Genomic DNA, 21,723 nt, shown 5'->3' with positions numbered 1-21,723 from the left:
TTTTACATCCCTTTCTGGGCTTCAGCCCGACGTGCATCAATGTAAGCAGCGAGATCTGCAAGGTGAACACCTCTGGCCGACTTCTGGCTTCGCTCGATGTAGATCAGCGGAAGACGAATTTCTCCCCGAGAGATTTTGTGCTTCATTTTTTCAGGGCTCAAATGGGGGAAATAGTCTGCGCAGACCCTGTCCAGAGGAATCACAGCTAGGCCGTCATACTGCGCCAGCAACAGAAACTCAGTCCTCATCAGCGCTATCTCTTACGACGCACAAGATCCAACGCCTGCTTAAATTCAGACTTTGACTGCTCAGTTCGATTCTCCTCGGCTCGCTTACGCGCGCTTGCCGGCAGACCAGCGCGATTATTCCCCTTCTCGATAGCATTTTCAGCTATGTAGCTGTCGACCCACTCATCGAGCTCATACCGATCAAAACCTACGCCCTGAGCGCCAATGGGGAACTCGTTCACGAAAGGCCGTACGGTCTTGTTGAACTCGGCTTTACACATTCCCAGGTAGCCTGGTGCCGATCGCCATCTCAAGATACGCGGCAGAATCTGTTGCTCCCACTTCATCGTTATCTCCCGCAATCTGATAACCAGAGCTAGTTTTTAGCGGATACGGACCAATCTCGATAGAGCAGTCCGTCAGCTATGTAGTCTGAGAGCTCTCAATTTCAAGCAAAGCCCATTCCTTAGCTGCAGCGACAAACTCCAGCATGTCCGATAGTTCGGCATCGCCCACATCACGCCGGCGGTGCGCCGCAAAAGCCATTTCGGCAAGCACAGCAGCGCGGCCATCAGGGTCCCCGATCAGCTCAAAGCTGTCACAGAGTTCGGCCAGCCAGGCCTGAGGTAGTCCCGACATCATTCCGCCCTGCACCACCACGACTGGGCGTAGAGCGTCCCGTCGACTTCCTCAACACCGGTGATGATCATGCCGCCTTGAGCCATCCCGGTCACGCGCGCGTCGTGTAGCGACGGGATAACGTCGGGCCCTGGGGTTGGGTTGAACACCCAGGCGCTCAGGCACTGCCGACCGAGCACGGTACTGTGTCCGTACTCGATGTGAACATCAGCGCGAATCGGCTGGATCTTCGTCAGTTGTCCATTGGGGATCGCAACGCCGCGCACTCGGCGGCGAACAAGGAGGAAGTACATACGGCACCAATACTGTATATCGATACAGTATTTGAGCATTGCATGCGCCGCCAGCACCAGTACCGCCTGGCGGACTATGCTTTGTGCTCGAGCAGGAGGGACGGGAAATGTGTGGACGGCTGACCCAATACCGGGGCATTCACGACTTCGTCGAAGTGCTCAGCATGCCGGATGTCTGGAGAAACAACGTCGGGGAGCATGCGCTGCAGCGGTACAACGTTGCGCCTACTACGCCCGTTGCTGTGCTGCGCATGGGTGAGGACGGTCTGCGTGCGGACCTGGTGAGGTGGGGATGGCGGCCGCACTGGGCGACAGATCGCGCCGCGCCGATCAACGCGCGCGTCGAGAAGGTCGCTCACGGCCCGTTCTTTCGGGCCATCTGGCCGCATCGGGCGATTACGCCTATCGACGGCTGGTACGAGTGGGTTGATGAGGGTGGGCCGAAGAAGCAGCCGTATTACATCCGGCGGCGGGACGGTCAGCCGGCGCTATGCGCAAGCATCGGACAGTTCACCGGCAACGAGCACGATGGCTTCGTCATCATCACAGCAGACGCCCAGGGCGGGCTTGTGGACGTGCACGACCGCCGGCCAGTTGTGCTTGAGCCGGAGCTGGCGAGAGAGTGGATTGCAGCAGGGATGCCAAGCGATCACGCAGAACAGATGGTGCTGAATCTGGGGGAACCAGCCGAGGCATTCGAGTGGTACAAAGTCAGCACAGCCGTAGGGAACGTGCGGAACCAGGGGCCTGAGCTGATAGCGCCTCAGTGACGATTCAGCGGTGCTCGCCCCATGGCATCTGAGTGGTACTGGTGAGCCGCCTTGATCTGCGACTCCAAGATCAGTCGCAAGCGCTCCACTTCCTGCGCAGGCAATCCAGCCTCTTGCGCCTCAAGATGGCGCCTCATAGCCTCCTCGACATCCTTATAGACCTGATGGTCTGGCATCACGACTTCGCGCTTGTCCTTCATGCTCTCCTCCCTGGCGGTCAGTGGATGATATGAGGTGCCTTGCCAGTAGCGATGAGCTGATGCTCGGTAACCTGACGGTAAAGACGATCGGCTAATACGCGGCGCCGCTCGATTTCCTCGGGGGGCTCATCATCAGCCACGGCCTGCTGTAGCCTTCGATTGGCGTCGAGCGCTTGGCGAAGCAACTCTTCACCTGCAGCGATCATTCCTTCAAGCGTTCGCTTCACTGACCTACCCCGATGGCTTTGTCAGGCCATTATAGGACGCTTCACAGGCCAGGCCGGCTATTCGGCTTCGCTTAAGCGCTGTTGGACTGAATCATCGGCACGATTGCACCGCCGCCTCCAGCAGCCGCTCGTACGCGATCCGCTGTCGGCGCTCGGCCAGCAGTTCATGCATCTCCGCCTATCGGCCGGACTAGATCAATCGAGCAATGCGGACGACTGGCCCCCCCAGCTGAGAGGTGGATTACCCGATATGACCTTCCAGCCATTCTCTGCAAGCCATCGAGCAGTGATTCTGTTCGCAAAAAAAGCTATCACGAAACAGCCAAGCCCCCACGTGCAGATGTGCAGCAGCATCGTAAAAAAGAACCAGCCCCACTGCCCCCTGAACGCAAAAGGAAAAGCCCCAAAGAAGAATACCGTCCATGAGAATCCAGCTTTCACTTCACGCGAAATGCCATTTTTCTGAAAGTGTACGTGCGCCAACCCCTGCTACTCCATGCCAGTTGATATTGATAGCAAAATGATTCTACAGCATTCCGTTGTTTCCGAATCAACTGGCGTGACCTGCTATCTGTGATGAGGTGTCGATAGGAGCCCGTCGTACTCTCGCTGGCACAGCTCCACAGCTATTCTGGCTTGGTCATAAGCTTTCGCCAGGTCTCCCGCTCGAGCATCAGCTCGTGCGAGGGCCATGGCATCTAGGTCAGCGACACGCTGTAGCAGCGGCCTGGAGCTGCTTTTCGTACCCGATCCGCTGTCGGCGCTCAGCCAGCAGCGCCCGCACCTTCACCTCCAAGCTGTCGGTCTTTCGCAGGCCGGCAGCTGCCCACGGCGGCACGGCAATATCTGGCGCGCGGCACGGCACCTGGACCGGCACCTCGACGCGCACATAATGGATTTGCGGCTCAACTTGGCCAGAACACCCATAAATTGCCAGGATGCCCACCACCCCGCACCCACGGGAAAGGCCAATAAGTCCGCGGCTTACAGCCTGGAAAAAGCCAATCTCACACCCGCGGAATCGCCAGTTGCCCACCAGCATCATAAGCCAAGCTCCTTGTCGATGATCGAGGAAGCGGCGGCACACTGATCGCCACCGGTGCGCTCCTGCTGCAGGCGGTTCGCCGCCGCGTAGTCGTCCTGGGCGCTGACCTTGGCCTCAATCAGCGTTTGCTCTGCCCTGGCCTGACGCTGCTTCGCCGCCATGGTCAGGTCGCCCAGGGCCTTGCCCTGCTCCTGCGCCAGGCCGGCCAAGTTTTCGCGGGCGGCGGCGCACTGGGTGGCCTGGTCCTGCTGGTGGTCGAGCAGCGGCCGGAAGTGGCTGGTGGTGGCCCAGGTGCCGACGGCGATGCCCAGCAGGATCAGCAGGCCTGCGCCGGCGAGGCGAAGCAGCCAGGCGTTCATGCCAGCACCCGCACAGCCAGGTCATAAAGCGCTTTCCGCTCAGCTGCGCCATGAGGCACGCGCCCAGGCTGGCCAGTGTTGATGATGCTGCCGATATCGCTGACGCGCCCGGCGTCGGCCAGGTCGTTCAGGCCGCGCTGTGACCACCACCAGGCTGCCGACTGCGCAGCGTGCTCGGGCTGCTCGAGCAGTTCAGGTTGTTCGAGCAGGGGCAGGCCCAGGGCCTGGCCAGCGGCGCGGTAGTTGTCGCGACCAGTCAGCTGGATCAGGCCGCGCCCGCGGTACCGCCAGCCGTCGCCCGATGACTCAGGGCCATTCCCCATCCGCCCACCATAGACCCGGTTCGCGATCTTCTCCGGCCGCCTCGCGTAGGCGCCAGCGGCCTGGAGAGTGAACCGACTTGGCCAGGTGCGCATCAGGGCCTCGGCGCTGTAGTTGAGGTTCTCCACCAGGTTGCGCAGTTGTCCCGACTCATGGCCTACCTGCGCCAGAAAAGCAGCCTGGCGAATCCGGCTGTCGATACGCCAGCGCGCCATCGCCCGGTTCAGTGCAGGCACAAAAATGCCCGCGACTGGGCGGGCATTGGGGAGGATCTGCAGCAGCTGCTGCTCAGTGATCGGCATTCGGGTTTCTCCGAGGCAAAAAAATACCGCCAGGCGGCGGTCGGTGGATTCAGTGAGGATCAGGCAGGCGGCGCGGGCCAGTCGATTGTTGCGGGGTATCCAGCCTGATCAGGCAGGCGGTTCAGCGCGATGCGGTACCGCTTCCATTCCTTGAGCAGCGCGGCCTCAGCTTCGGTTGCCTCGTCCAGATCGACAGCGTCCTGCAGCGGCGCGATCGCTGCGTCTGCAACTGACCGGCGCTGCGAGGTTTCGCCTTGCACAAGCGCAAGCATCTGCTCAGCAGCGGCCTGAGCCTTCTGGTCGGCGGTGATCAGCTTCGTCCAATCGATAACACCGGTGGATGACGGATGTGTCGCCGCAAGGTCAAGGCCTGGCAGTTCCACTGGGCCGTCCGAAGGGTCGACGATGTCTACAGGAAATCTCGCAGACTCCGGCGCATCAGCTGCGTGCGGAAGCCGCAAACTGACGATCAACTTGCCGGCAGTGCGCTCGATCGGGTCAATCAGGCAGGGAACAGCAATCGCGCTAGCGGGCAGCGTTGCGCCATCTGGCAAGGGGCCGAAGTCCAGTGAAATGCCGTTGACGATGAGTGTGTCGCCCTGACGCGAGACTGCAAGGGTCTCGTCTGAGCGTACAGGAGAAAGCTTTATAATCATGCTGCCCACCTTCCTTTTGCGATGTACCTGACGGTCACTGTCTGTGCCTCGGATGTCGGCGCGATTGCGAAGAATCCGGGTGATACGCCCGAGCTACCCGGCCCATTGGGCACGCAGAATGCAGTGCCGCCGGAAGGTACGATTTGAATAATGCACTCGGGCACGCCTACAAAGCTGGCGGGATAAGAGGCCCCGGCAATGAGGTTCGAGACAAACAGAGCCCCGAATGGCCGGTTGATTGTCGCCGAGCCCAGCGCAGCCGATCCCTCGCAGATCATCGTGCCGTCAGCAAATTTCGTGTACCTCCCATTCGAATTTGCTCCGCTCTCGAAGATTGCCCCGGATGCAACCGCGCCAAAAACCGCAGCTGTCGCCGCACTGCCGAGAACAAGTGCTGAACGAGCAGCGGCAGGTGTCGCTGCGGTGAACAGAGCATCGCCCGTTGCGCTCGCCCCCAGGCCCTGGCGTGCTTCGGCCGGAGTTTTGCCGCCGGTGCCGCCCTGGGCCACGCTAAGAGCTGTTGTCAGCCCAGCCATGGACGTTATGTCACTGTTTGCACCCTGCGCTGCTGCGCCGATATTGAGGCGCAGGCCTGCGGCATCCTGGGGCTGGCCCAGCAATGAAAGAGTTGCCCCGAACTGCTCGGCAATCTGCTTCAGCCGGTCGGCCGCGTCTTTGACATACCCTTGCATCGGCGCAATGCCGTACACGCCGCTCGCAACGTTCGCGCCCTGGTATACGGGGAGAATACCGAGAACGCTGTCGCTCGCGACGTTAGCCACCTCGTACCATCTGCCGTCCGGCCCCAGAAATGCGTCACCGGCGCGAGCGTTCAGCGCGAAATTCGTGCCCGTGCCCGTGACGGCTGTTTGCCCAGCAGTGATGGCCACTGAGCCTTGTCTATACCATGGCATCCATGGGACTCCTAGTTGAATGGAAACGGATAGTTGTCCGCGTTAATCACAAGCGCCGTCGGATAGACCAATGGAATATCAAAGAATAGGCTTGTGGAGGATGACGAGATATACATCGTGGTTCTCGCCGCATCGCATGACATGAAATACACCCCTCCTGCCGAACCCCAACACCCATCCATGTAAGTCATCAAATTGGAGTAAGCAGGGGCAAGTCCTCCGGGGTGGGATGTTGAGGGACTCATCGCGCCGCCGCCGAAACTTCGAGAAAACGTTATACTTGCAGCGAAGTTTCCCGCCCCAATACTTATGGGTGAACGGCAGGTGTAATACCAAGGCGTGGACGGATCAGAGACTTTTCTGTCCCATCCGCGAACACCGCCCTGATACACAACGCCCCATCCGCCAGTAGGCGACTGGTTAGCCGGCGGAGGCGCTTGCACTCTAGCCACAATGTTGAGCGGGTATTGAAGTGAGTTAAAAGTGAGGTTACCGCTTGGGTCGTAACACTTTAGCCCGGCGCCAAACATCGTGTTTCGCATCGTGTCGAAATAGTAGAACTTCGTATCAGGCCCGGCCATAAGGTAGTAGAACGTGGTTGTGTCTCCGACCTGGCTGGAGCCGCATGAAACCCCGCTTCCGTTGATGAACACGATAGGCGCAACGGCGCCAGTCACGGAGAAGCCGTACATAGGGTCCATTGGGTTAGTCAGATCGTAGCTACCGGGCTCGCTCGGCGGCAACTGCGCCGAACGCAGGGCAAGGCGCGGCCATCGAATCTGCTCGGTCATGTACCCGCTTTTTAGCAGGCCATACGTGATCTTTTCAGTATCGAAGAGTAACTGCCCGTTCTCCTTGAAAACTTTCAGCCCGGCCGCCATGCGCCCCCCTAGTAGTAGCCGTAATGGATACGACAATTCATTGAGTAAAAGCCCCATCCTGCTGCATACGAATAAGTCCAGGAAATAGAGGCGCCCGAGGAATCAATTGCCATAACGACACCCGGTCGCTTTCCGAGATAGGCGGACTGCTGACCTATATCCGCAACAACATGGAACAAGGTCTTTCCCGCTGGTGGCAAAGGAATTGATACCGCTCCATTTGCCGAACCGGTATCAACGTACCCCATCATCTGGCTTATCGAGCTGGTCATATCAAGAACAAGCGCGCCGGCCTGATTGTAAATCTTCAGGCCGGTACTCATACGTTTATTCCCAGGTCAATTGCCATTACGCCGTTTGCATGAAAGATGCGAAGGCGCTGGTTCGTAATCGTCATCTTTCCCTGACCTGCGACTGAGCCGTTGATTTCGAAGTTGCCGTCTTTGTTCAGAGCCCAACCCGTTGTGCCGGCAACGTAGTTGTTTGACATGATGATGTTCCCAATCATCGCGTTAGTGATCCAACCGTTACCGATCAGCGCCTGATTGATAAACACCTGGCCGCCCTGGATGGCGAACGGCGAAGTCAGCGTGCCGTTGATGTTGTTGACGACCGCGAACCTGTCAACGGACACCAGGAACTGGCTCTGCAAGCCCGCCGGACCGTTCTCGATACCCAGGCCAATACCAGCAGCGACGTACTGCCCCTGGGCGTTCAACTGCATCTTCACGGCCCACATTGTGCTGGCCTTGCCATCAAGGTCGGCCTGGGCCTGGCTCACGGTCTGGACCGTAGCAACGGTGTCGCCGACTGTTGCTTCCAGGGTCTCGGTCTTGCGCACCACCGCCTCGGTTTCGTTCGCGATGACAGTGACCTGAGAGGCGAATCGGGCTTTCGTATCCCAGACATCGATCGCGCCAGCAAGGTCGCCATCGGCCTTGTCGTCACGCCAGGCCGCCTGAAGCGCGCTTAGCTGGCTGGCCGAGGCCACTACCCTGCCATCGACATCCTCGATCTTCGCCGTGTTGACTTGAACCTGCTGAGCCAGGCCATTCGCCGACTCAATGGACTGCCCAACATCGATCCAAAACGACACATTGGGTGGTGAGCTTGCTCCACTCGGGTCTGCCGGAACGTCGTGCACCGCCTGGTAGATTCGGCCGTCGACAACGACCATTTTCCCTTTCTCGTATGCGAGGTCCTTGTCATAAGCCTTCAAGCCGCCAAGCGCGCTGATCTGGTCCTGCAGGCCGTCAATCTTGTCGATCAGTTCCTGACCCAGCTCGGTCTCACCGATCTGGCCGGCGATCATGTCAAGGATGGGGCTGGGGTTGGTCTCGGAGATACCCAGTACTCCGCTGCCCACCGGGTACCAGGGGCCGATATTGCCGATACGGTCAACAAGGCGCGCCCAGTAGAAAAAACGCGCCCCGCCGGACAGGCCCTGCATCACAAACTCGCTTTGCGGGTAGGCAACATCGGTGAGCTTCGTGGCCTGCTCGAGATCGTTGGTCGGCCCGTACCAGATCTCTGTGCGTTGCGTGTCCTCGGCCCCGGGCGGGATGCCCCACTTCAGCGAAATCCCGAAGATGATCGAGTTGGCATTCAGGAACGTTACTGCGGGCGGGAGCCCATCCTTGCCCTTCAGCTCAGTCAGCATCGAGTCACGCCAGGTCGACGTGATATCGAACGCACTCACGGCGCGAACACGCGCAAGATAGGCGCCAGCGTAGATGCCCGTCACGTCAACTGACGTGGTGCCCACTCGCTGCAGGCGAATCCAGTTGCCGTTGTTCCTGCGCCACTCCACGTCGTAGGCGACCGCGCCCTCAACTGCCGGCCAGGCAATCGTCATCGTGCTGATGGCAATGCCCTGGTCGACGGCGTAGCCAGAGGTCAGGGTTACGCTCGCCGGCGGTGGCACCGTTGTCACAGGGATAACGCTGATCGGCCGCTCCTCGAGCTTGGCGCCGGTGTCGATTGCTGCGAACTTGCTTGGGTTGAACTCCAGCGCGGTGAACTCGTACTCGCCCTCAGTGGTGCGCACGCGCTTGAGCACACGGAACAGCTGGACGGCCAGGTCTTCGTAGTCGATCGCCCACTGCAGCTCAGGCTCTGGCTGCAAGCCATAGGCAGTCGTCACAGTCACTGCACGACCGCTCACCGACTGCACGGTCCTGCCTTGGGCGGTGCCGTTGGGCAGGTTAATGATCAAGCGGTCACCGGCCTTGATCGGCGTGTCACGATCTAAGGTCACGACGCGGCCTGCAGCGGCAGAGATCCGGCCACCGTTCGGGCGCCCGGCGACCAGCTCATCAGCAACCGGGATGACGAAGCCCGGCAGCACGTTTGCGCCTTCCATCCCTGTCTTGAAGGAGACCGTGCGGTCTTGGTTGTTGCTCAGTAGCGCCCACTTGCCGCGGCGCTGGGCCTCGCTGGCCCGCGTGCAGCCAATGGCGGAGATTTCAACGGGGCGATCCCGGTACCGGCGCTGCAGTGCAATGTCGGTCACAGGTATGACGTCAGTGTCGTAGTTGTTCGCCGGGTTGTCGTAGCTCACCAGGGCGCGGCTGTAGTGCGTGTCGCGGCCCGCGCCGCCGTAAACGAAGTCGCCGCCGATCACGTTCGACCGAGTGAAGACGTAGTCGATGTCCTGCGCGCGCGGCATGTCGGCCTGCATGTACAGCGAGCCCTGCGCCCAATAGACCATCCCCCGATAGATCGCCGAGAGGTCGCGCAGCAGCGTCCAGGCCTCTGCCTTCCCTTGGAGGTTCAGGTCGCACAGGTAGCGAGGCTCCTGGCCGCCCACGCCATCGGGCACCAGCTGGTCGCAGTATTGGGCGATACGGTACATCTCCCACTTGTCGACCATCCATGGCTGGATTCGCTTGCCCAGGCCGAAGCGGTCATTCACGCACAGGCCGTAGGTGGCCCACACCGGGTTGTTGGTCCAGGCCTGCTTGAAAGTGCCGTCCCAGATGCCTGTGTAGGTGCGGGTCTCCGGGTCATAGTTGCTCGGCACCGGCCAGCGCTGCGCCTTGCAGTTGACCGTCACCGCTGGGATGTTCTGGAACTGCTCGGCGTTGAACTCGATGTACAGCAGCGCGGTGTTCGGGTAGCGCAGCTTCTGGTCGATAATCTCGGTGTAGCCAGCGATCACCATCTGGTCGGCAATCGTGCCGCTGTTGGCGTTGGGCGTGATGCGGCGAACACGGAAGGCCCAGCCGGAGGTGGCTGGAGGTAGGCTCACAGACTCGGACCGCTGGTAGCCGTTGGTGGTCTTGCCGTCCACGGCCCCGCGCAGGGACTCCACGAACGCCCCACCATCGGTGGCGACATCGATGGCGTACTCGATCCGGTAGCCACTGGTGTTGCCGCTGCTGTCTTGGCTGACCAGGCGCGGCCACGAAAACCGGACGCGAACCCGGGAGAGCTGCAGGTTGCTCAGCGTGCGCGTGAACGGCGTGTCACTCCGCAACTCGGCGTTCACCGTCGTCTCGTTCTCGATCGCCGGAATGCCTTGGATGTAGTCCTGCTCGATCGAGCCTGGGCGCCACTCCCACTTCACACCGGGGAAATTCACGTTGCCGCTGGCATCCATGATCGGCGTATTGTCGAGGTAGATATCGCGGTCGGTCGGCGTGCCGTCGAACTCGCCCTCGCCCACTGCCAGCAGGATCTTGGCGATGTTCGTCGATCGCAGGCTGTCCGGTGCTTCGACCGGGTTCTTCGGCTTCTTCTCGCCGCCCTTGGCGCCGGTGACTTCTGGCAGGAGTGCTGCGCCCATGCTTTCCTCCGGGCAATAAAAAACCGCCAGGAGGCGGTTGGTGGTGTTTCGTTCGAGTGACTACGCTTTGTCCTCTGCGTAGACAGAGGCGGATATGATCGCCCCGCCCCAGCGCCGCTTACCGATACAGATCGGTACCGGGTTACCGCTGGCCGTGGTGTTCTTGGCGCTGCCAAAGGCATACGAGGGTAGGTTCTCGGGCGCGCCACTCATGGATAGCCCTTTGGCTTGAGGGCTGAGCATCTGGATGACGCCTCCGAGCGCCATTGACCCGCCACCCATGCCAACTGCAAGCGCAGTAGCCGCGGACCATCCGAGGGGGTTCCACCATGCCAAAGCGACAATCGCGACACCGATGATGGTCTGGATCAGGCCTCCACGCTTGCTACCGCTAACAACGGGCGCAATACGAATTTCCCCATCCCCAGCGAAGCAGAGCTCCTCTTCCTTGAGATTCCTTGCGCCTCGGAAGACTGCGAACTCAACCCCTTCGCTCTTGGCCGTTATGAGAAACCTTTCAAATCCCGGAATCTGCACGCAGAGCGCCTTGATCGCCTCCGCTGGAGATCGCACGGACAGCCTGAACGACCGCCCGAACTGCCTGAGTTTTCCGTAAAGCACCACGGTGGTAACCGGCTGATATTCGATTGCAAGAGCCGCCATTATTTTCTCCAGACAATAAAAAACCACCCGAAGGTGGTTTGTGAGTAGCAGGACCAATCTATCAGATGCAGCCTTTGACGCCAGCGGTAACGCGGTCGAGCGGCGACTGCCAGGTCCGGTAGAAGTGGTATCTGATCAATGACCCCTTTCCGCTCGGAATAATATCGACCAAGTGGAGCGGTGACTGAGCGTCTGGTGCCAATACCGAATAGCGGTTTCCGGAGGTTTGTAGAACGCCGCCAATGCTCGCCCCCAGCACTGTTGTGTTCTGCCAGGTATCGCGAATGCATTCCGCAACTGCCCTCGGAGTCTTCGATGACTGAAGCTCTAATAGTGGTGGGTTACTCCGGGTATCCCCAACACTCGCGCAGCCCCCCATTACCATCAAAGCCGCAGCAGCGATCAGAATTCGCATGTCATCCCTCCCTTGAAAGGGCCGAATGTATCACCTCGCGGCGCGGTGGCGCAGCATCAGGCGGGTTCGGTCTAGCCATGGGCCACCGAAGACGATGATTTCTGATGGCCTGCCGTAAAGGTGGTGCAGCAGGAATGGACCAGGACCGAACACGCTAGCACTCTCGCCGGGCAACGCCGGGTCGGCGTCCAGATAGATCCCGGCATGGTTCGGGTGCACGGTGCGCCCCACGGCCATGACGATCATGTCGCCACGTTGCGGCCGGTCAACTTGGTAGAAGCCAGCTTGCTCGTAGAGCTGCTCGTACAGGCTCGGGTTGTCTGCCTGCTCCCACCACCCGTCCTCTCGGGCGTAGGCCGGGAAATCCAGCCCCCACTCGCGCTGGTACCAGTCCGCGCAAACCTGCCAGCAGTCCCAGGCACCGTGCACGAATGGACGCCCCAGCAGTGCGGTCTCGCCGGTCGGCGTGATAGTGCGCAGGTCGCCCTCCGGCCACGACAGAATGTGCCAGGGCAGCCCTGTGGCCTCGCACATGGCCAGGTCGCGCGGGGACGGCCTGCTGGTGGCGTCAGGGTGCGAGTGCACGATGCCGATCACCTGGCCCCGGTCTTCCGCCTCGGCGTACTGCTCGGCCGCGATCCGAAATTCCTCGGTGGGTTCGGTGGCCACGTTCTCGCACGGGAAGTAGACCTGCTTTCGGCCAACCGCCAGCAGCAGCCCGCAACACTCGCGCGGGTATTCCGCCGCGGCGTGCGCTTGCACGGCGGCAAGGATGTGTTTTCGCATGCTCAGCTCCGTGCGATCAGGGAGACGGCCGGGAAACCACCAAAGGGCAGCGGGTTACCCACGCCGAAGCGCGGGACACACCCGGTGCCCAGGCAGCCGTCGCATTCGTCCAGTTCAGGGTTGTCGGTGAGGTTGCCGTCCTTGTCACGGTACGGCCCGGTGTAACCACAGTTCGGCCCTCGGTAGCCGTTGGTCATGGCCCAGTGGCACAGCGTGGTCATCTGCCGCCCGATGGTCTCCCCGCCAACGTCACCGGGGCTGGCCAGCTCCCAAGAAACCATCTGGCCGTTCTCCGACACTTTCTGGTCGATGTACCAGACCTCGATGCTCTCCTGGGCTGGGTCTGCTCCAGGGTTGCCTTCGGGGAAATTCGCTGCGTCCAGGAACTGGCCGAGCGTATTCCGGATGGTCAGCTTGAACTCGAGCAGGTCGGCGAAGGCGAAGCACAGCGCGGTAATCCTACCGTTTACGTTGCCGACCGATATCGTCGGGCGTACAGCGGTGCCGTCCGAGTTTGCCTCGATGCCCTCTACCTGCAGCGGCCAGGCGCCGTACTCCTCACCCTGCCACCAGATCGATTTCGCCGGCAGTTGGTCGGCGTCGGCGCCAGCGGCTGCGAGCTCCTGCGCCGTGTGCGGAATGGCGTGGCCATGAAAGCGCAGAACATCAGCGCCGAAGTCAGAGCCGTCAAGTTCGAACAGCAGCACCTCGGAGCCTGGCTCAAGCTTCTGGATCTGTGAAATCAGGCTCATGGGTGAAAGGCCCTCTCGAGAGTCGCCGAAACCTTGAACCGCCCCCCTCCAACAGGGGTAGGCTTCGGATCCTTGCAGGTGAACAGCCCCAGCTCGCCGAGCGGGGTTGTCCAAAGGAAGGCCTTAGCGCCGCCGTGCCGGTCGAAGAATTCCATGATCTTGAGGGTCTGAGCCTTGGTGGCGAAGACAGTTACTGGGTAGCTGTCCTCCTTGTTATTTGGACCGTCGCCTACGGTCTGTCGATACCCGCTGCCAAACTTAGACTCGCGAACCCGATATGTGATTTCAGGCGCTTCTCCGCGCTGAGTTGCCCAGGTGAAAGTCTCTATCGCCATCAGCGCCTCCCCGTGGTGTTTCGATAGCTAACCCCGCCAGGCCGCCAAGAATCAGCAACAGCCTTTTCGGCAGCGATTTGAACCTGCTTTTGCATGTTCTGCTGGAGCAATGTTGGATCGAGTTGCATGCCATCCCCACTACGGTCTTCCATGACTAGGCTAACTGGCGCCGAGAGGCTGACTGAGGTTCCATTACCCCCGACAGCCCGGACACCAAGCTGGCCGCCCGCGGTGCGAGTCAAAGGCATAACGGCTTCATCCCCTGCTTCACCCATCACCCCCAGCCTGCCCCCAGCCATGCCGAAAGCCGTTGGGGTGCTCACGATTGAGTTGGTGAATGCGCCGCCGTCGGCGAACATTTGCACGCCGTTCGACCAGGCGCCGCCAAGAGCCTGAGGGAAGTAGGCACTGGAATATCCCGCTTGCGACGCGCCGAGGTTTGACGACACGGCACCCGGCGAACCTGCAACCATTCCGTTACCACTTCCACCGCCAAAGTAGGCAGAGGCTGCAGACACCCCTAAATTGACCACACCGCCGAGAAGCCCCGAAGCTGCCTGTCGCGCAGCGATACGAGCCATGTCAGCCAAGATTGACTTCGTGAAGTCGGCGAAAGAAAACTTGCCGGTAATGGCAAAGTTCACGACCGCGTCCTCCATCGAACTGAAAGCGTTGGTGAACAAGGATCTTGTCTGCCCGGCGACATCCCGGGCCTGTTCCAGGTAGTTCTGGAAGGCCGACGATACCCCTTTGCGCCAGTCGCCTTGGGCGACGGTCATCTGGTCGTAGTTGGCGATGGTGGTTTCCTGCAGGTCCTTCTCGGTCTTGCTCAGGGCTGCCAGCTTCTGGTTGTACTCATCGAGGCTCATACCTCGGGAGCCGTCGCCGTACTGGTTTGCCAGATCCAGCCGCTGCTGGTTCATACGGTCAGTGATGGCGTTCTGCTGGTCCTGCAAGCCGCGCTGGCGGTCGCCAAGCCCAAGCCCGTCAGCGGAGCGCTGTCCCTGCAACCTCAGCGCCAGCACCTGCTGGTCGAGGGCGTCGGTGTAGGTCTGCACTGCCCTGGCCTGCTTGATCAGCCGGCCCTGCTCGTTGGTTGCCAGTACCGCCAGCTCGGTGTCGGCGTCCTTCTGAGCCTTCACCATGGATGCGCGGGCATCGGCAATCTTCTGGTCGAGCTGGACTCGCTGCTGGGCGCTGGTACTGCTTCGCCCTTTTGCCTCCTCCAGTGCCTTGATCTCTGCCTCGTAGGCATTCGTGACCTCGGCCTTCTGTTGCTCGATGATCGCGGCGCGCTGGCTAGCGTAAGACTCCTGGGAGATCAGGCCGGCCTTCTGCGCGGCGTCGAGCTCTTTCTGGTAGTTCTTGTAGGTGGACAGGATGGCGCTGAGCGCGTTCTTCTGGTCGTTGAACCCAGACAGATCTACGGGTGATGACGCCCCCTTCGGGTCCTTATATTTGGCGTTAATCGCCGCCTTTTGCGCGTCGATGCTAGCTTGGGTCAGGCGCGCGTTATTGGGATCAACAGCCCTTAGGTCTGCGATCTCCCTTTCAAGGTCCTTGAAATCATCCTTTCTTTTCTGAGCATTGCTGCGTATTGCCTTGCTGCGCGCGTCGAAGCTAAGAATTGCTTTTTGACCTGCCAGTTCAGCCTTTGCTGAGTCACTGTCAAGCTTTGCAATCTCCTCCTTGGCAGCCTTTTCGTCCCGCAGGAAAGTTAGCCTGTCCGTCCAGTATTCGACCATCCTTCCACGACTTTGGAATAATCCGATATCCCCAGACTGGACTCGCGCAAGCTCAGACTCGGCCTTCTCAATCTCTGCGCTTATGTCGCGCCTGCCAAAATTTGACACCCCGTCAGCAGCCTTTGCCACCGCGTTGTAAGCCCTTTCCCAGTAGCTCAGATTTTCCAGGATCTTTGGAGTTCGCTCATTGATGGCGTCGGCGTACTGCTCTGTCGCGAGCTTCACCGCACCAGCATGATCACCCTGCTTCTCCAATGCCACGATCTGCGAGTAAACCGAAGCTGTCAGGTAGTGATATTGCTCATTCAGCGCGGCCGAAGCCTTCACTGGGTCGTCCGCCAGCTTCACGAACTCTGCGACAGTGTCCGATACAGCCTTTCCAGTGGCCTCGTTCATGGATAGGGCGGCCTGGGTTATGCCTTCGAAGCTCTCGCTCGCGATCTTTCCATTGCCTGCGAGCGTAGCCAGAACGGCGGCAGCTGCTCCAGTGGTGCCAACCGTAGCGCTGGCTTGTTTTGCCATTTCCCCAAGCTGGTCAGCGGTTACGCCCGCGTAGCTACCCGTCAACACCAGCGACTTGTTGTACGCGTCGGACTCTTTCAAACCCTTGTAATAGGCATATCCCAGCCCCGCAACAGCAGCTGATAAAGCAGCGATGGGTGCAACCACTGCCGCTAGCCGTAACGCAGACGCGCCAGCGCTGTTCCCGATCTCCAGAATGTTGTGAGCAGCAACCCGGAGATTTCCTTCAGCCAAAGCATTGCCAAGCTGCAGGACGTTCTCGCGAGCACCCTTCGTGTGCAGGCCCAGGCTGGAAAATGCGGAGTTCGTTTTCTCGATCTCGGCATATTTGCCGTCGATCTTCTTGAGCGCCTCGTTGTACTGGACCTGACTTATCCGCCCTGCATCCAGGTGCTTTCCGAGGTCTTCTACTTGCCTGTCCAGCTTTGCCAGCGCGGACTGCGCCGGGTCTACGCTGCCCAGCAAGCTCACCAGAGCTTTCTGCTCATCCATGGTCGACTTGACCAGAGCCTGTTGCTGCTTGTCGAGCTGCGCACTGATCTTGAGGAATTCAGCCTCGCCATACGCGCCGGTTTTCGTCAGTCGAGCAAGCGACTCTCGCTGCTTTGCAAGCTCTTGGGTGGACTTGGCGCCCGCCGACAGCGACCTTTCCAGAGCCTGCATCTCGTTCATCAGCCCAACAGCTGACTGCTCTGCCCGCTCACCAGCCTTGGTCATCTTTTCCAAGTCGGTGGCTGCCTGAACGGCATCCCCGGAGTCGATCTGAAGACCGAGAGAGGCAATGGTGGTCATGATCTACTCCATCGATTCGGCCATGACGGCCAAGGCCTCAACCTCCATGACGCGGAGATCGGGGAAAATTTCGGTGAGGTCGCGGCGCTTGATGCCAAGCATCGAGGCAGTTGCGGGTATGGCGGCGTAGTCCAGGCCAGACGGGCCGCCAGAAGCGACCCGCCACTGCGTGCCCAGAGCATCGAACAGACGGAAGGCTGGCCATACATCTGGCCAGACCTCTACCACCTCCTCCTCAATGTCATTTAGGGTCAGCCCCAGCGCCGCCAGTTGCTCGACGGAAGGGCCGCGCTCGTAGCAGGCCCGGGCCGCCGCTCTCAGTTTCCCAAGCGGGCCGGGTTGTAGGCGGCCTGGAAGGCATCGACGACCGCCTTCGGCGCGCCGGTACAGGTGCGCACCAGGTCGGTGATGGCCTCGGCGCTGAACTCGTCCTCCAGGTCCCAGCCAGTGACGATGTCGCCCAGCTGTTCGGCTTGCAGGGCGATTTCACCGGTGGTGACATCCTCCCAGGTTGCCCCTTCCTTCTGGGCCCTCGCCGCCCAGGCGTCGCGCGCCTTGTTCCAACGATCGAACATCGCGGACAGGGCCACGCGGTCCATGTAGCGGAACTGGAACTCCACCGGGGCCGGCTCGGCGCCAATGCGCGGAACCTGCACCACAGCGGCAAACGTGGGGTTCTGCGCGATCTTGATCTTCGCCATGAGTGCTCCTTACGCGCCGGCCTGGATGCGAACAGGACGGCCCGACAGCGCGATGCTGATAGTGCGCGTCATGAGGCTGTTACGGTCCATGGTTGGGGTGGTGGTGATGCTCACGTAGCCCGGGTAGAGGATCTGGTCGCCGCCTGGCAGCTTGAGGCGCACCACCACCAGCTCCTTGCTGTCACCGTAGGTCTCGACCAGGGCGACGTAGGCCGCGCTTGGCTGGTCCTCGACAGTGATCGACAGGGTGATCGGGTTGCGGTTGGTCGGGAACTGGCGGTCGTCGTCATCCTCCAGATAGCCCACGGTCAGGTACTGCTGCTCACCGCCGGCCGAAGTGAACGCGGTCACCTTGGAGATCTGCGCCCAGGCAGTCACGGGAAGGACCGAGCCTACGCCGGCGCCGGGGGTGTACTTGTCCACATTGGTGGTGTTGAGGCCTTTCAACGTGAATGTGTCGGCGGCCACGCTTGCAGCAGTGACGGCGCGGTCGGCGATGAGCGCCCAACCGGAGCTGACCAACAAAACATCGCCATTCTCGATGTCGTGACCGACAGAGGTGGCCACCGGTGGCGCGGCGTTGGTCAGGGCGGTAAAGGTGACGGCGGAGCCGAAAACGCTGGCGATTTCCAGCACAGAGCCGTTCGGCAGCGGGAATTTTGCGGCCATGGAGTGTTTCCTCGTTGTTGCCCGCCGGGTGGCGGTTGGTTATGCCCCATCGGGCGATTGGTCCGCGACACCGCGGTAGGTGAAGCTCGCCGGTACCGTGTAGGTCGCCGGCTCGGTGATAGGGGGGCCTTGGTCAACTGGCTCTGTGACAAGGCCTTCGAAGCCGTTGCGGCTGAGCACCGAGTCCACCCGGAAGAGGCTCGAAAGCTCATCGACCAGGGCTTCAGCGGTGCCCATGGGCTGACCTGCTGGGCAGACGATGCTCACCTGGTAGACGCCGGTGTACTCATATGCCTCGCCGCCAAGGTAGCGGCAGGTGGTGCCCGCCGGCAGTTGGAATGCTTGCAGATAGGTTTCGTCGGGCCCGGCCTCGAATCCTTGTTCGAAGTTCGCGACCCGGATCGGGCGCGCCGTGGCCCAGGCCATCAACTTGATCTCGATGGCCTGTCTGGCCCGTGCTTGGCTCATGCTCGATGGATCCTGATGGCTTCTTCGACGATGCGCTGGAAGTCGGCTACGGTGACGCGCACCATGCCGCCAGGCGCCTGTGAACTGTGCCCGTACTCCAAGGGGATGGCATACGGCAGGTTGTTGACGATAAAGGCGACCTCGCCGGCTGAGAGGTCACCGGCAGCCAGAAGAAGCCTGTCCAGCGTCTCGCCGGCGCTCTCGATGTCTTCGATTTCGCCTGCAGCGGGGGAACCAGTGGTGAGCTGCCAGTTACTACGGAAGCGGCCGCCCACGTAGCCCTGGCCAACCCTACGAACGCCAAACCCGAAGTTTTCACGCTGCTCGCGCTTGGTCAGTGGTTTGCGAAGCCGCAGGCCTCCCTTCAGGTTGCCACTCTTGGTGTAGTTGGCCTGGTCGGAGGTAATGCCGGCATTGATGGCCGCCGCCTTCGCGTTGTAGGCCGCGATCTGCTCCGCTGCGCTGCCCTGAGCCTCGACGTTCACCTTCCAGAGGTCAGGATTGCCAACCGGCGACATGGTGACCAATCTGCGGCCAACCATGATCACGACCTCACGGAAGGTCAGGTCCACTGCCTCCTTGGCCGCCTCGGCGAACTGTTCAAGTTGCGCGGAAAAGCTGCCGTCCGACCCGCCGTAGCGGCTGGTCATGTTCGAGCCACGAGGCATGGTCACTTCCTCAACTGAATGGCCCATGTGGCCTTGGCCGCGTCCTGCCCGACATCCATCACCCGGTATCCGCTGATGCGGTCACCGATGGCGGGCGTGGCAGGCTGTTCCGTGGCCGCGTCGTCGTTCTTCATGAGAAGCTCGTTCTGTAGCGCCTTGAGGCGCACGTCTGACGACAGGATGCGCGTACCGTCGATCTCCCGGGCCTTGTACTGGCCGAAGACACCGCGGCCGGCATAGTGCAGCGTCGTCGCCCGCGTACTACCGCCCTTCTCGGGGTCATACGCCCCAGGCACCGACCGGCTGCCATCGACCGCTGCTCCCGCGTCGGCCAGGTCCGTATCGAAGGCTCGCCCCAGGTCAGCCTGCAACTCGCTTCTAAGCCCCATGTCACCCCCTGACGATCTTGACCTGGCCTGAGCCCAGATACCGCGCCAACAAGGCCAGAGCGAAGGATTCACCCGCACTGATGGCCTTGGACGTGCTCGAGTAGGTCTTGCTGCTCGACACACCGTCAGCATCTACGGACTTGCTCAGAACGCCGGTTTCCTTCGCCTGGTACAGGTTCCCTGCTGCCGCCTCCACCGCCACCTCCGCGCCTGCCTGCACGACATCGGCGGGAACTGTCTCGAACTCGGGCAGGCCCTGATTAGTGAGCCAGGTGTTGGCCATCAGCACCGCGCGGGCTTTCTGGTCGTCTGGCACCCAGGTCGGCCCAAGCAGGGCGTCTACCTGCTCGACGGTGATGTAGATGGTCATTAAGCGGCCTCGTCCAGCAGCTTCTGGAGGTCTTCCAGGGTCACGGCGGCGCTGAAATCGACGCCCTTCTCGGTCAGTTTGGCCTTGATCTCATCGGCCTTGTTGGATTCATCGAGGAGCTTCTGCAGCTCAGGCTTCGCGGCCTTATCGCCGTAGGCGACGCCCTTGGCATCCAACGCCGCACGAATCTCGTCCACCTTCAGCGGGCCGCCGGCCTTGGACTTCTCCTCCTTCGTCGGCTCCGGGTGCTCATAGCCATCAGGCGCGAAGCGCGCGTCGATGATCTTGTACCCCTTCTGCCGCAGCTCAGCTTTACGTTCAGGGCTGATAGGGTGTTTCTCGTAAATCACTTTCTCGCTCATGGCGATCTCCAGGGGAATGCGCCCCTGAGGGCGCGGTACCGGTTACTTGGTGGCGTCACCAATGGTCAGCACGCCGGCCGAAGCCTTGATACTGTTCGCCACCAGGTCCCAGTTGGTGCCGGTGGACAGCTCAGCGTTGGTCGGCGACTTGCCGCCGTTGGTGGTGTCCCAGGTGTAGCCCTTGAGGCCCAGGCCAAAGGTGTAGTCGGCCTGCATGGTGGTCTCGATGCGCTCCTTGCCGTTGGAGGTCTCGATGTTGGTAATCAGGTCGGAACCATCCATCACCACCGCGGCGCCGTCAGCCAGGCTGAGCACCTTCTGCTTGTTCGGTGTGCCGGCCTCGTACAGCGCCGGGGCGTCGGTGATGATCACGGCCTTGCCGAGGATGTCGACCACCTGTACGCCGGAGAATTGGAACAGGCGCTCGGCGTTGGCGAGGTTCTGGCCCACCAACTTGTGGTACATGGCACCGGTCATGACCTGCGCCACCAGGCGCTGGGAGGCGTCACCGAACAGGGCATGAGCGTTGTTGATCGCGACGTAGGTCACGCCAGCGGTCGCCGACACGTCGTTGGTTGCACCCGGCTGGTTGCCGATGGCGCCGGCCAGGGCCGAGATGGCGGTGTTCAGCTGGTCCGCCATGATGGCTTCGGACAGGTTGCGACTGATCACCTCCAGCGCTTCTTCCGGGTTCTTCTGGATCCAGGAGAGCTGGGAAGGCTCCCACAGGATCGGGCCGAAGCCGCGGGCAATCTTCACCGAGTCGTACTGCTTCTGGGCCAGCGGGGTGGACGCCTGGGCGCCGTTGGCGGCATAGCGGTCAACGCGACGCTGGGCGCCGTGCAGACCAGCCCAGAACGATTCCTGGAGGAAGTCGCCGTCGATGCCCTGGGTGGTCAGGCGGATAGCGCCGGCCGAGGATGCGTTGAACTTCTCGACATCCTGGGCCAGGGTCTCGATGGTGGTGCGCTTGAGGTATTCGTTGAACACCTTCATGTTTGAAAGGGCCATTGCAGACTGTGTGAAAACCTAGCAATCTGCCCCGCCCTTTAAGAGAATGCTCCGTATCGAAAGATACGGAGCATTCTTCGTTATGGCCTACATACAAGGAGAGTCCCGCAGCCAGACCAGCTTGTTCCCGGTCTCGCTGGAGGAATTGATCCCGGAAGATCACCTCGTACGGGTCATCGACCTGTATGTCGCCAAGCTTGATCTGGGTCAGCTCGGCTTTGAGAAAACTCAGCCCAAGGCCACCGGGCGCCCCGCGTACGACCCCGCCGATCAGCTAAAGCTCTACCTTTATGGTTATTTCCAGCGCATTCGCTCGTCCCGGCGCCTGGAAGCCGAATGCCAGCGCAACATCGAAGTGATGTGGCTGATCAACCGGCTCAAACCCGACTTCAAAACCATCGCCGACTTCCGCAAGAACAACAAAGCTGCGTTCGTCGCGACATGCCGTGCCTTT

The 21,723-nt window shown here is 60.9% G+C and carries 32 protein-coding genes; 2 read left to right on the top strand and 30 right to left on the bottom strand.

Translation table 11 applies throughout. The features are described 5' to 3' along the window. Positions 1-2 precede the first annotated feature (2 nt). The 4 genes from VA602_RS18175 to VA602_RS18160 form a co-directional block, all read right to left on the bottom strand. The gene (locus VA602_RS18175) at positions 3-248 is read right to left on the bottom strand and encodes a pyocin activator PrtN family protein (RefSeq protein WP_323453890.1); all 246 of its coding nucleotides are present in this window, start codon (positions 246-248) and stop codon (positions 3-5) included. Between the two features lie 5 nt (positions 249-253). Beyond that, entirely contained in the window at positions 254-574 is a 321-nt protein-coding gene (locus VA602_RS18170) for a hypothetical protein (RefSeq protein WP_323453889.1), read from the bottom strand. A gap of 76 nt (positions 575-650) precedes the next feature. Next, complete coding sequence (locus tag VA602_RS18165) at positions 651-869, bottom strand: hypothetical protein (RefSeq protein ID WP_323453888.1); 219 nt, start codon at positions 867-869, stop codon at positions 651-653. After that, a complete protein-coding gene (locus VA602_RS18160; protein ID WP_323453887.1) occupies positions 866-1,159 on the bottom strand; it encodes a hypothetical protein in 294 nt (97 codons plus the stop codon). The genes VA602_RS18165 and VA602_RS18160 overlap by 4 nt, the downstream gene beginning before the upstream one ends. Before the next feature lie 107 nt (positions 1,160-1,266). Between VA602_RS18160 and VA602_RS18155 the strand changes: the two genes are divergently transcribed. After that, positions 1,267-1,929 carry an SOS response-associated peptidase gene (locus tag VA602_RS18155; RefSeq protein WP_323453886.1) on the top strand — a complete coding sequence of 221 codons (663 nt, stop codon included), beginning with the start codon at positions 1,267-1,269 and terminating at the stop codon, positions 1,927-1,929. Here VA602_RS18155 and VA602_RS18150 read toward each other — a convergent pair. From VA602_RS18150 to VA602_RS18025, 26 genes are all read right to left on the bottom strand, one after another. Beyond that, entirely contained in the window at positions 1,923-2,129 is a 207-nt protein-coding gene (locus tag VA602_RS18150) for a hypothetical protein (RefSeq protein ID WP_323453885.1), read from the bottom strand. The two genes, VA602_RS18155 and VA602_RS18150, sit on opposite strands and share 7 nt — an antisense overlap. Before the next feature lie 17 nt (positions 2,130-2,146). Beyond that, positions 2,147-2,356 carry a hypothetical protein gene (locus VA602_RS18145; RefSeq protein WP_323453884.1) on the bottom strand — a complete coding sequence of 70 codons (210 nt, stop codon included), beginning with the start codon at positions 2,354-2,356 and terminating at the stop codon, positions 2,147-2,149. 567 nt (positions 2,357-2,923) lie between these two features. Beyond that, positions 2,924-3,049 (bottom strand): DUF2514 family protein, encoded by a 126-nt coding sequence (locus VA602_RS18140; RefSeq protein WP_323453883.1) that lies wholly within the window; start codon positions 3,047-3,049, stop codon positions 2,924-2,926. Positions 3,050-3,059: 10 nt separating this feature from the next. Next, positions 3,060-3,305 (bottom strand): hypothetical protein, encoded by a 246-nt coding sequence (locus VA602_RS18135; RefSeq protein ID WP_407682517.1) that lies wholly within the window; start codon positions 3,303-3,305, stop codon positions 3,060-3,062. A gap of 92 nt (positions 3,306-3,397) precedes the next feature. Further along, entirely contained in the window at positions 3,398-3,760 is a 363-nt protein-coding gene (locus VA602_RS18130; RefSeq protein WP_323453881.1) for a hypothetical protein, read from the bottom strand. Further along, positions 3,757-4,383, bottom strand: a complete 627-nt coding sequence (locus VA602_RS18125) for a glycoside hydrolase family 19 protein (RefSeq protein WP_323453880.1) — start codon at positions 4,381-4,383, stop codon at positions 3,757-3,759. Before VA602_RS18125 ends, VA602_RS18130 begins: the two co-directional genes overlap by 4 nt. Before the next feature lie 59 nt (positions 4,384-4,442). Next, a complete protein-coding gene (locus VA602_RS18120) occupies positions 4,443-5,039 on the bottom strand; it encodes a tail fiber assembly protein (RefSeq protein ID WP_323453879.1) in 597 nt (198 codons plus the stop codon). Then, positions 5,036-5,929: a phage tail protein gene (locus VA602_RS18115; RefSeq protein WP_323453878.1), complete on the bottom strand. Its 894-nt coding sequence runs from the start codon at positions 5,927-5,929 to the stop codon at positions 5,036-5,038. The genes VA602_RS18120 and VA602_RS18115 overlap by 4 nt, the downstream gene beginning before the upstream one ends. 35 nt (positions 5,930-5,964) lie before the next feature. Continuing rightward, the gene (locus tag VA602_RS18110) at positions 5,965-6,834 is read right to left on the bottom strand and encodes a hypothetical protein (RefSeq protein WP_323453877.1); all 870 of its coding nucleotides are present in this window, start codon (positions 6,832-6,834) and stop codon (positions 5,965-5,967) included. Between the two features lie 8 nt (positions 6,835-6,842). Next, complete coding sequence (locus tag VA602_RS18105) at positions 6,843-7,157, bottom strand: hypothetical protein (RefSeq protein WP_323453876.1); 315 nt, start codon at positions 7,155-7,157, stop codon at positions 6,843-6,845. After that, positions 7,154-10,621 carry a host specificity protein J gene (locus VA602_RS18100; RefSeq protein WP_323453875.1) on the bottom strand — a complete coding sequence of 1,156 codons (3,468 nt, stop codon included), beginning with the start codon at positions 10,619-10,621 and terminating at the stop codon, positions 7,154-7,156. Before VA602_RS18100 ends, VA602_RS18105 begins: the two co-directional genes overlap by 4 nt. Positions 10,622-10,681: 60 nt before the next feature. Beyond that, positions 10,682-11,284, bottom strand: a complete 603-nt coding sequence (locus tag VA602_RS18095) for a tail assembly protein (protein ID WP_323453874.1) — start codon at positions 11,282-11,284, stop codon at positions 10,682-10,684. Between the two features lie 61 nt (positions 11,285-11,345). Further along, on the bottom strand, positions 11,346-11,699 hold the full coding sequence (locus VA602_RS18090) for a hypothetical protein (protein WP_323453873.1): 354 nt from the start codon (positions 11,697-11,699) through the stop codon (positions 11,346-11,348). Positions 11,700-11,729: 30 nt separating this feature from the next. After that, entirely contained in the window at positions 11,730-12,485 is a 756-nt protein-coding gene (locus VA602_RS18085; RefSeq protein WP_323453872.1) for a C40 family peptidase, read from the bottom strand. Between the two features lie 2 nt (positions 12,486-12,487). Next, positions 12,488-13,237 (bottom strand): phage minor tail protein L, encoded by a 750-nt coding sequence (locus VA602_RS18080; protein ID WP_323453871.1) that lies wholly within the window; start codon positions 13,235-13,237, stop codon positions 12,488-12,490. After that, a complete protein-coding gene (locus VA602_RS18075; RefSeq protein WP_323453870.1) occupies positions 13,234-13,572 on the bottom strand; it encodes a phage tail protein in 339 nt (112 codons plus the stop codon). Before VA602_RS18075 ends, VA602_RS18080 begins: the two co-directional genes overlap by 4 nt. Further along, complete coding sequence (locus tag VA602_RS18070) at positions 13,572-16,631, bottom strand: phage tail tape measure protein (RefSeq protein WP_323453869.1); 3,060 nt, start codon at positions 16,629-16,631, stop codon at positions 13,572-13,574. Before VA602_RS18070 ends, VA602_RS18075 begins: the two co-directional genes overlap by 1 nt. A gap of 3 nt (positions 16,632-16,634) precedes the next feature. Next, the gene (locus VA602_RS18065) at positions 16,635-16,886 is read right to left on the bottom strand and encodes a DUF1799 domain-containing protein (RefSeq protein WP_323453976.1); all 252 of its coding nucleotides are present in this window, start codon (positions 16,884-16,886) and stop codon (positions 16,635-16,637) included. A gap of 62 nt (positions 16,887-16,948) precedes the next feature. Then, positions 16,949-17,332: a phage tail assembly chaperone gene (locus tag VA602_RS18060; protein ID WP_323453868.1), complete on the bottom strand. Its 384-nt coding sequence runs from the start codon at positions 17,330-17,332 to the stop codon at positions 16,949-16,951. A 9-nt stretch (positions 17,333-17,341) separates the two neighbouring features. Then, positions 17,342-18,001 (bottom strand): phage tail protein, encoded by a 660-nt coding sequence (locus VA602_RS18055; RefSeq protein ID WP_323453867.1) that lies wholly within the window; start codon positions 17,999-18,001, stop codon positions 17,342-17,344. A 39-nt stretch (positions 18,002-18,040) separates the two neighbouring features. Then, a complete protein-coding gene (locus VA602_RS18050) occupies positions 18,041-18,469 on the bottom strand; it encodes a phage tail terminator-like protein (RefSeq protein ID WP_323453866.1) in 429 nt (142 codons plus the stop codon). After that, positions 18,466-19,119, bottom strand: coding sequence for a hypothetical protein (locus tag VA602_RS18045; protein ID WP_323453865.1), 654 nt, complete (start codon positions 19,117-19,119; stop codon positions 18,466-18,468). Before VA602_RS18045 ends, VA602_RS18050 begins: the two co-directional genes overlap by 4 nt. Before the next feature lie 20 nt (positions 19,120-19,139). Then, positions 19,140-19,526 (bottom strand): hypothetical protein, encoded by a 387-nt coding sequence (locus VA602_RS18040; protein WP_323453864.1) that lies wholly within the window; start codon positions 19,524-19,526, stop codon positions 19,140-19,142. Position 19,527: 1 nt separating this feature from the next. Further along, positions 19,528-19,896: a hypothetical protein gene (locus VA602_RS18035; protein WP_323453863.1), complete on the bottom strand. Its 369-nt coding sequence runs from the start codon at positions 19,894-19,896 to the stop codon at positions 19,528-19,530. Beyond that, a complete protein-coding gene (locus VA602_RS18030; RefSeq protein ID WP_323453862.1) occupies positions 19,896-20,258 on the bottom strand; it encodes a hypothetical protein in 363 nt (120 codons plus the stop codon). Before VA602_RS18030 ends, VA602_RS18035 begins: the two co-directional genes overlap by 1 nt. Before the next feature lie 42 nt (positions 20,259-20,300). After that, on the bottom strand, positions 20,301-21,269 hold the full coding sequence (locus tag VA602_RS18025; RefSeq protein ID WP_323453861.1) for a major capsid protein: 969 nt from the start codon (positions 21,267-21,269) through the stop codon (positions 20,301-20,303). 82 nt (positions 21,270-21,351) lie between these two features. Between VA602_RS18025 and VA602_RS18020 the strand changes: the two genes are divergently transcribed. Next, positions 21,352-21,723, top strand: a 372-nt coding sequence (locus VA602_RS18020) for a transposase (protein WP_323453860.1), incomplete at its 3' end; no start/stop codon positions are given.

The organism is Pseudomonas machongensis (assembly GCF_034961125.1).
In the GTDB taxonomy this organism is placed as follows: Bacteria; Pseudomonadota; Gammaproteobacteria; order Pseudomonadales; family Pseudomonadaceae; genus Aquipseudomonas; species Aquipseudomonas machongensis.
This window is presented reverse-complemented; position numbering and strand designations above follow the sequence as displayed.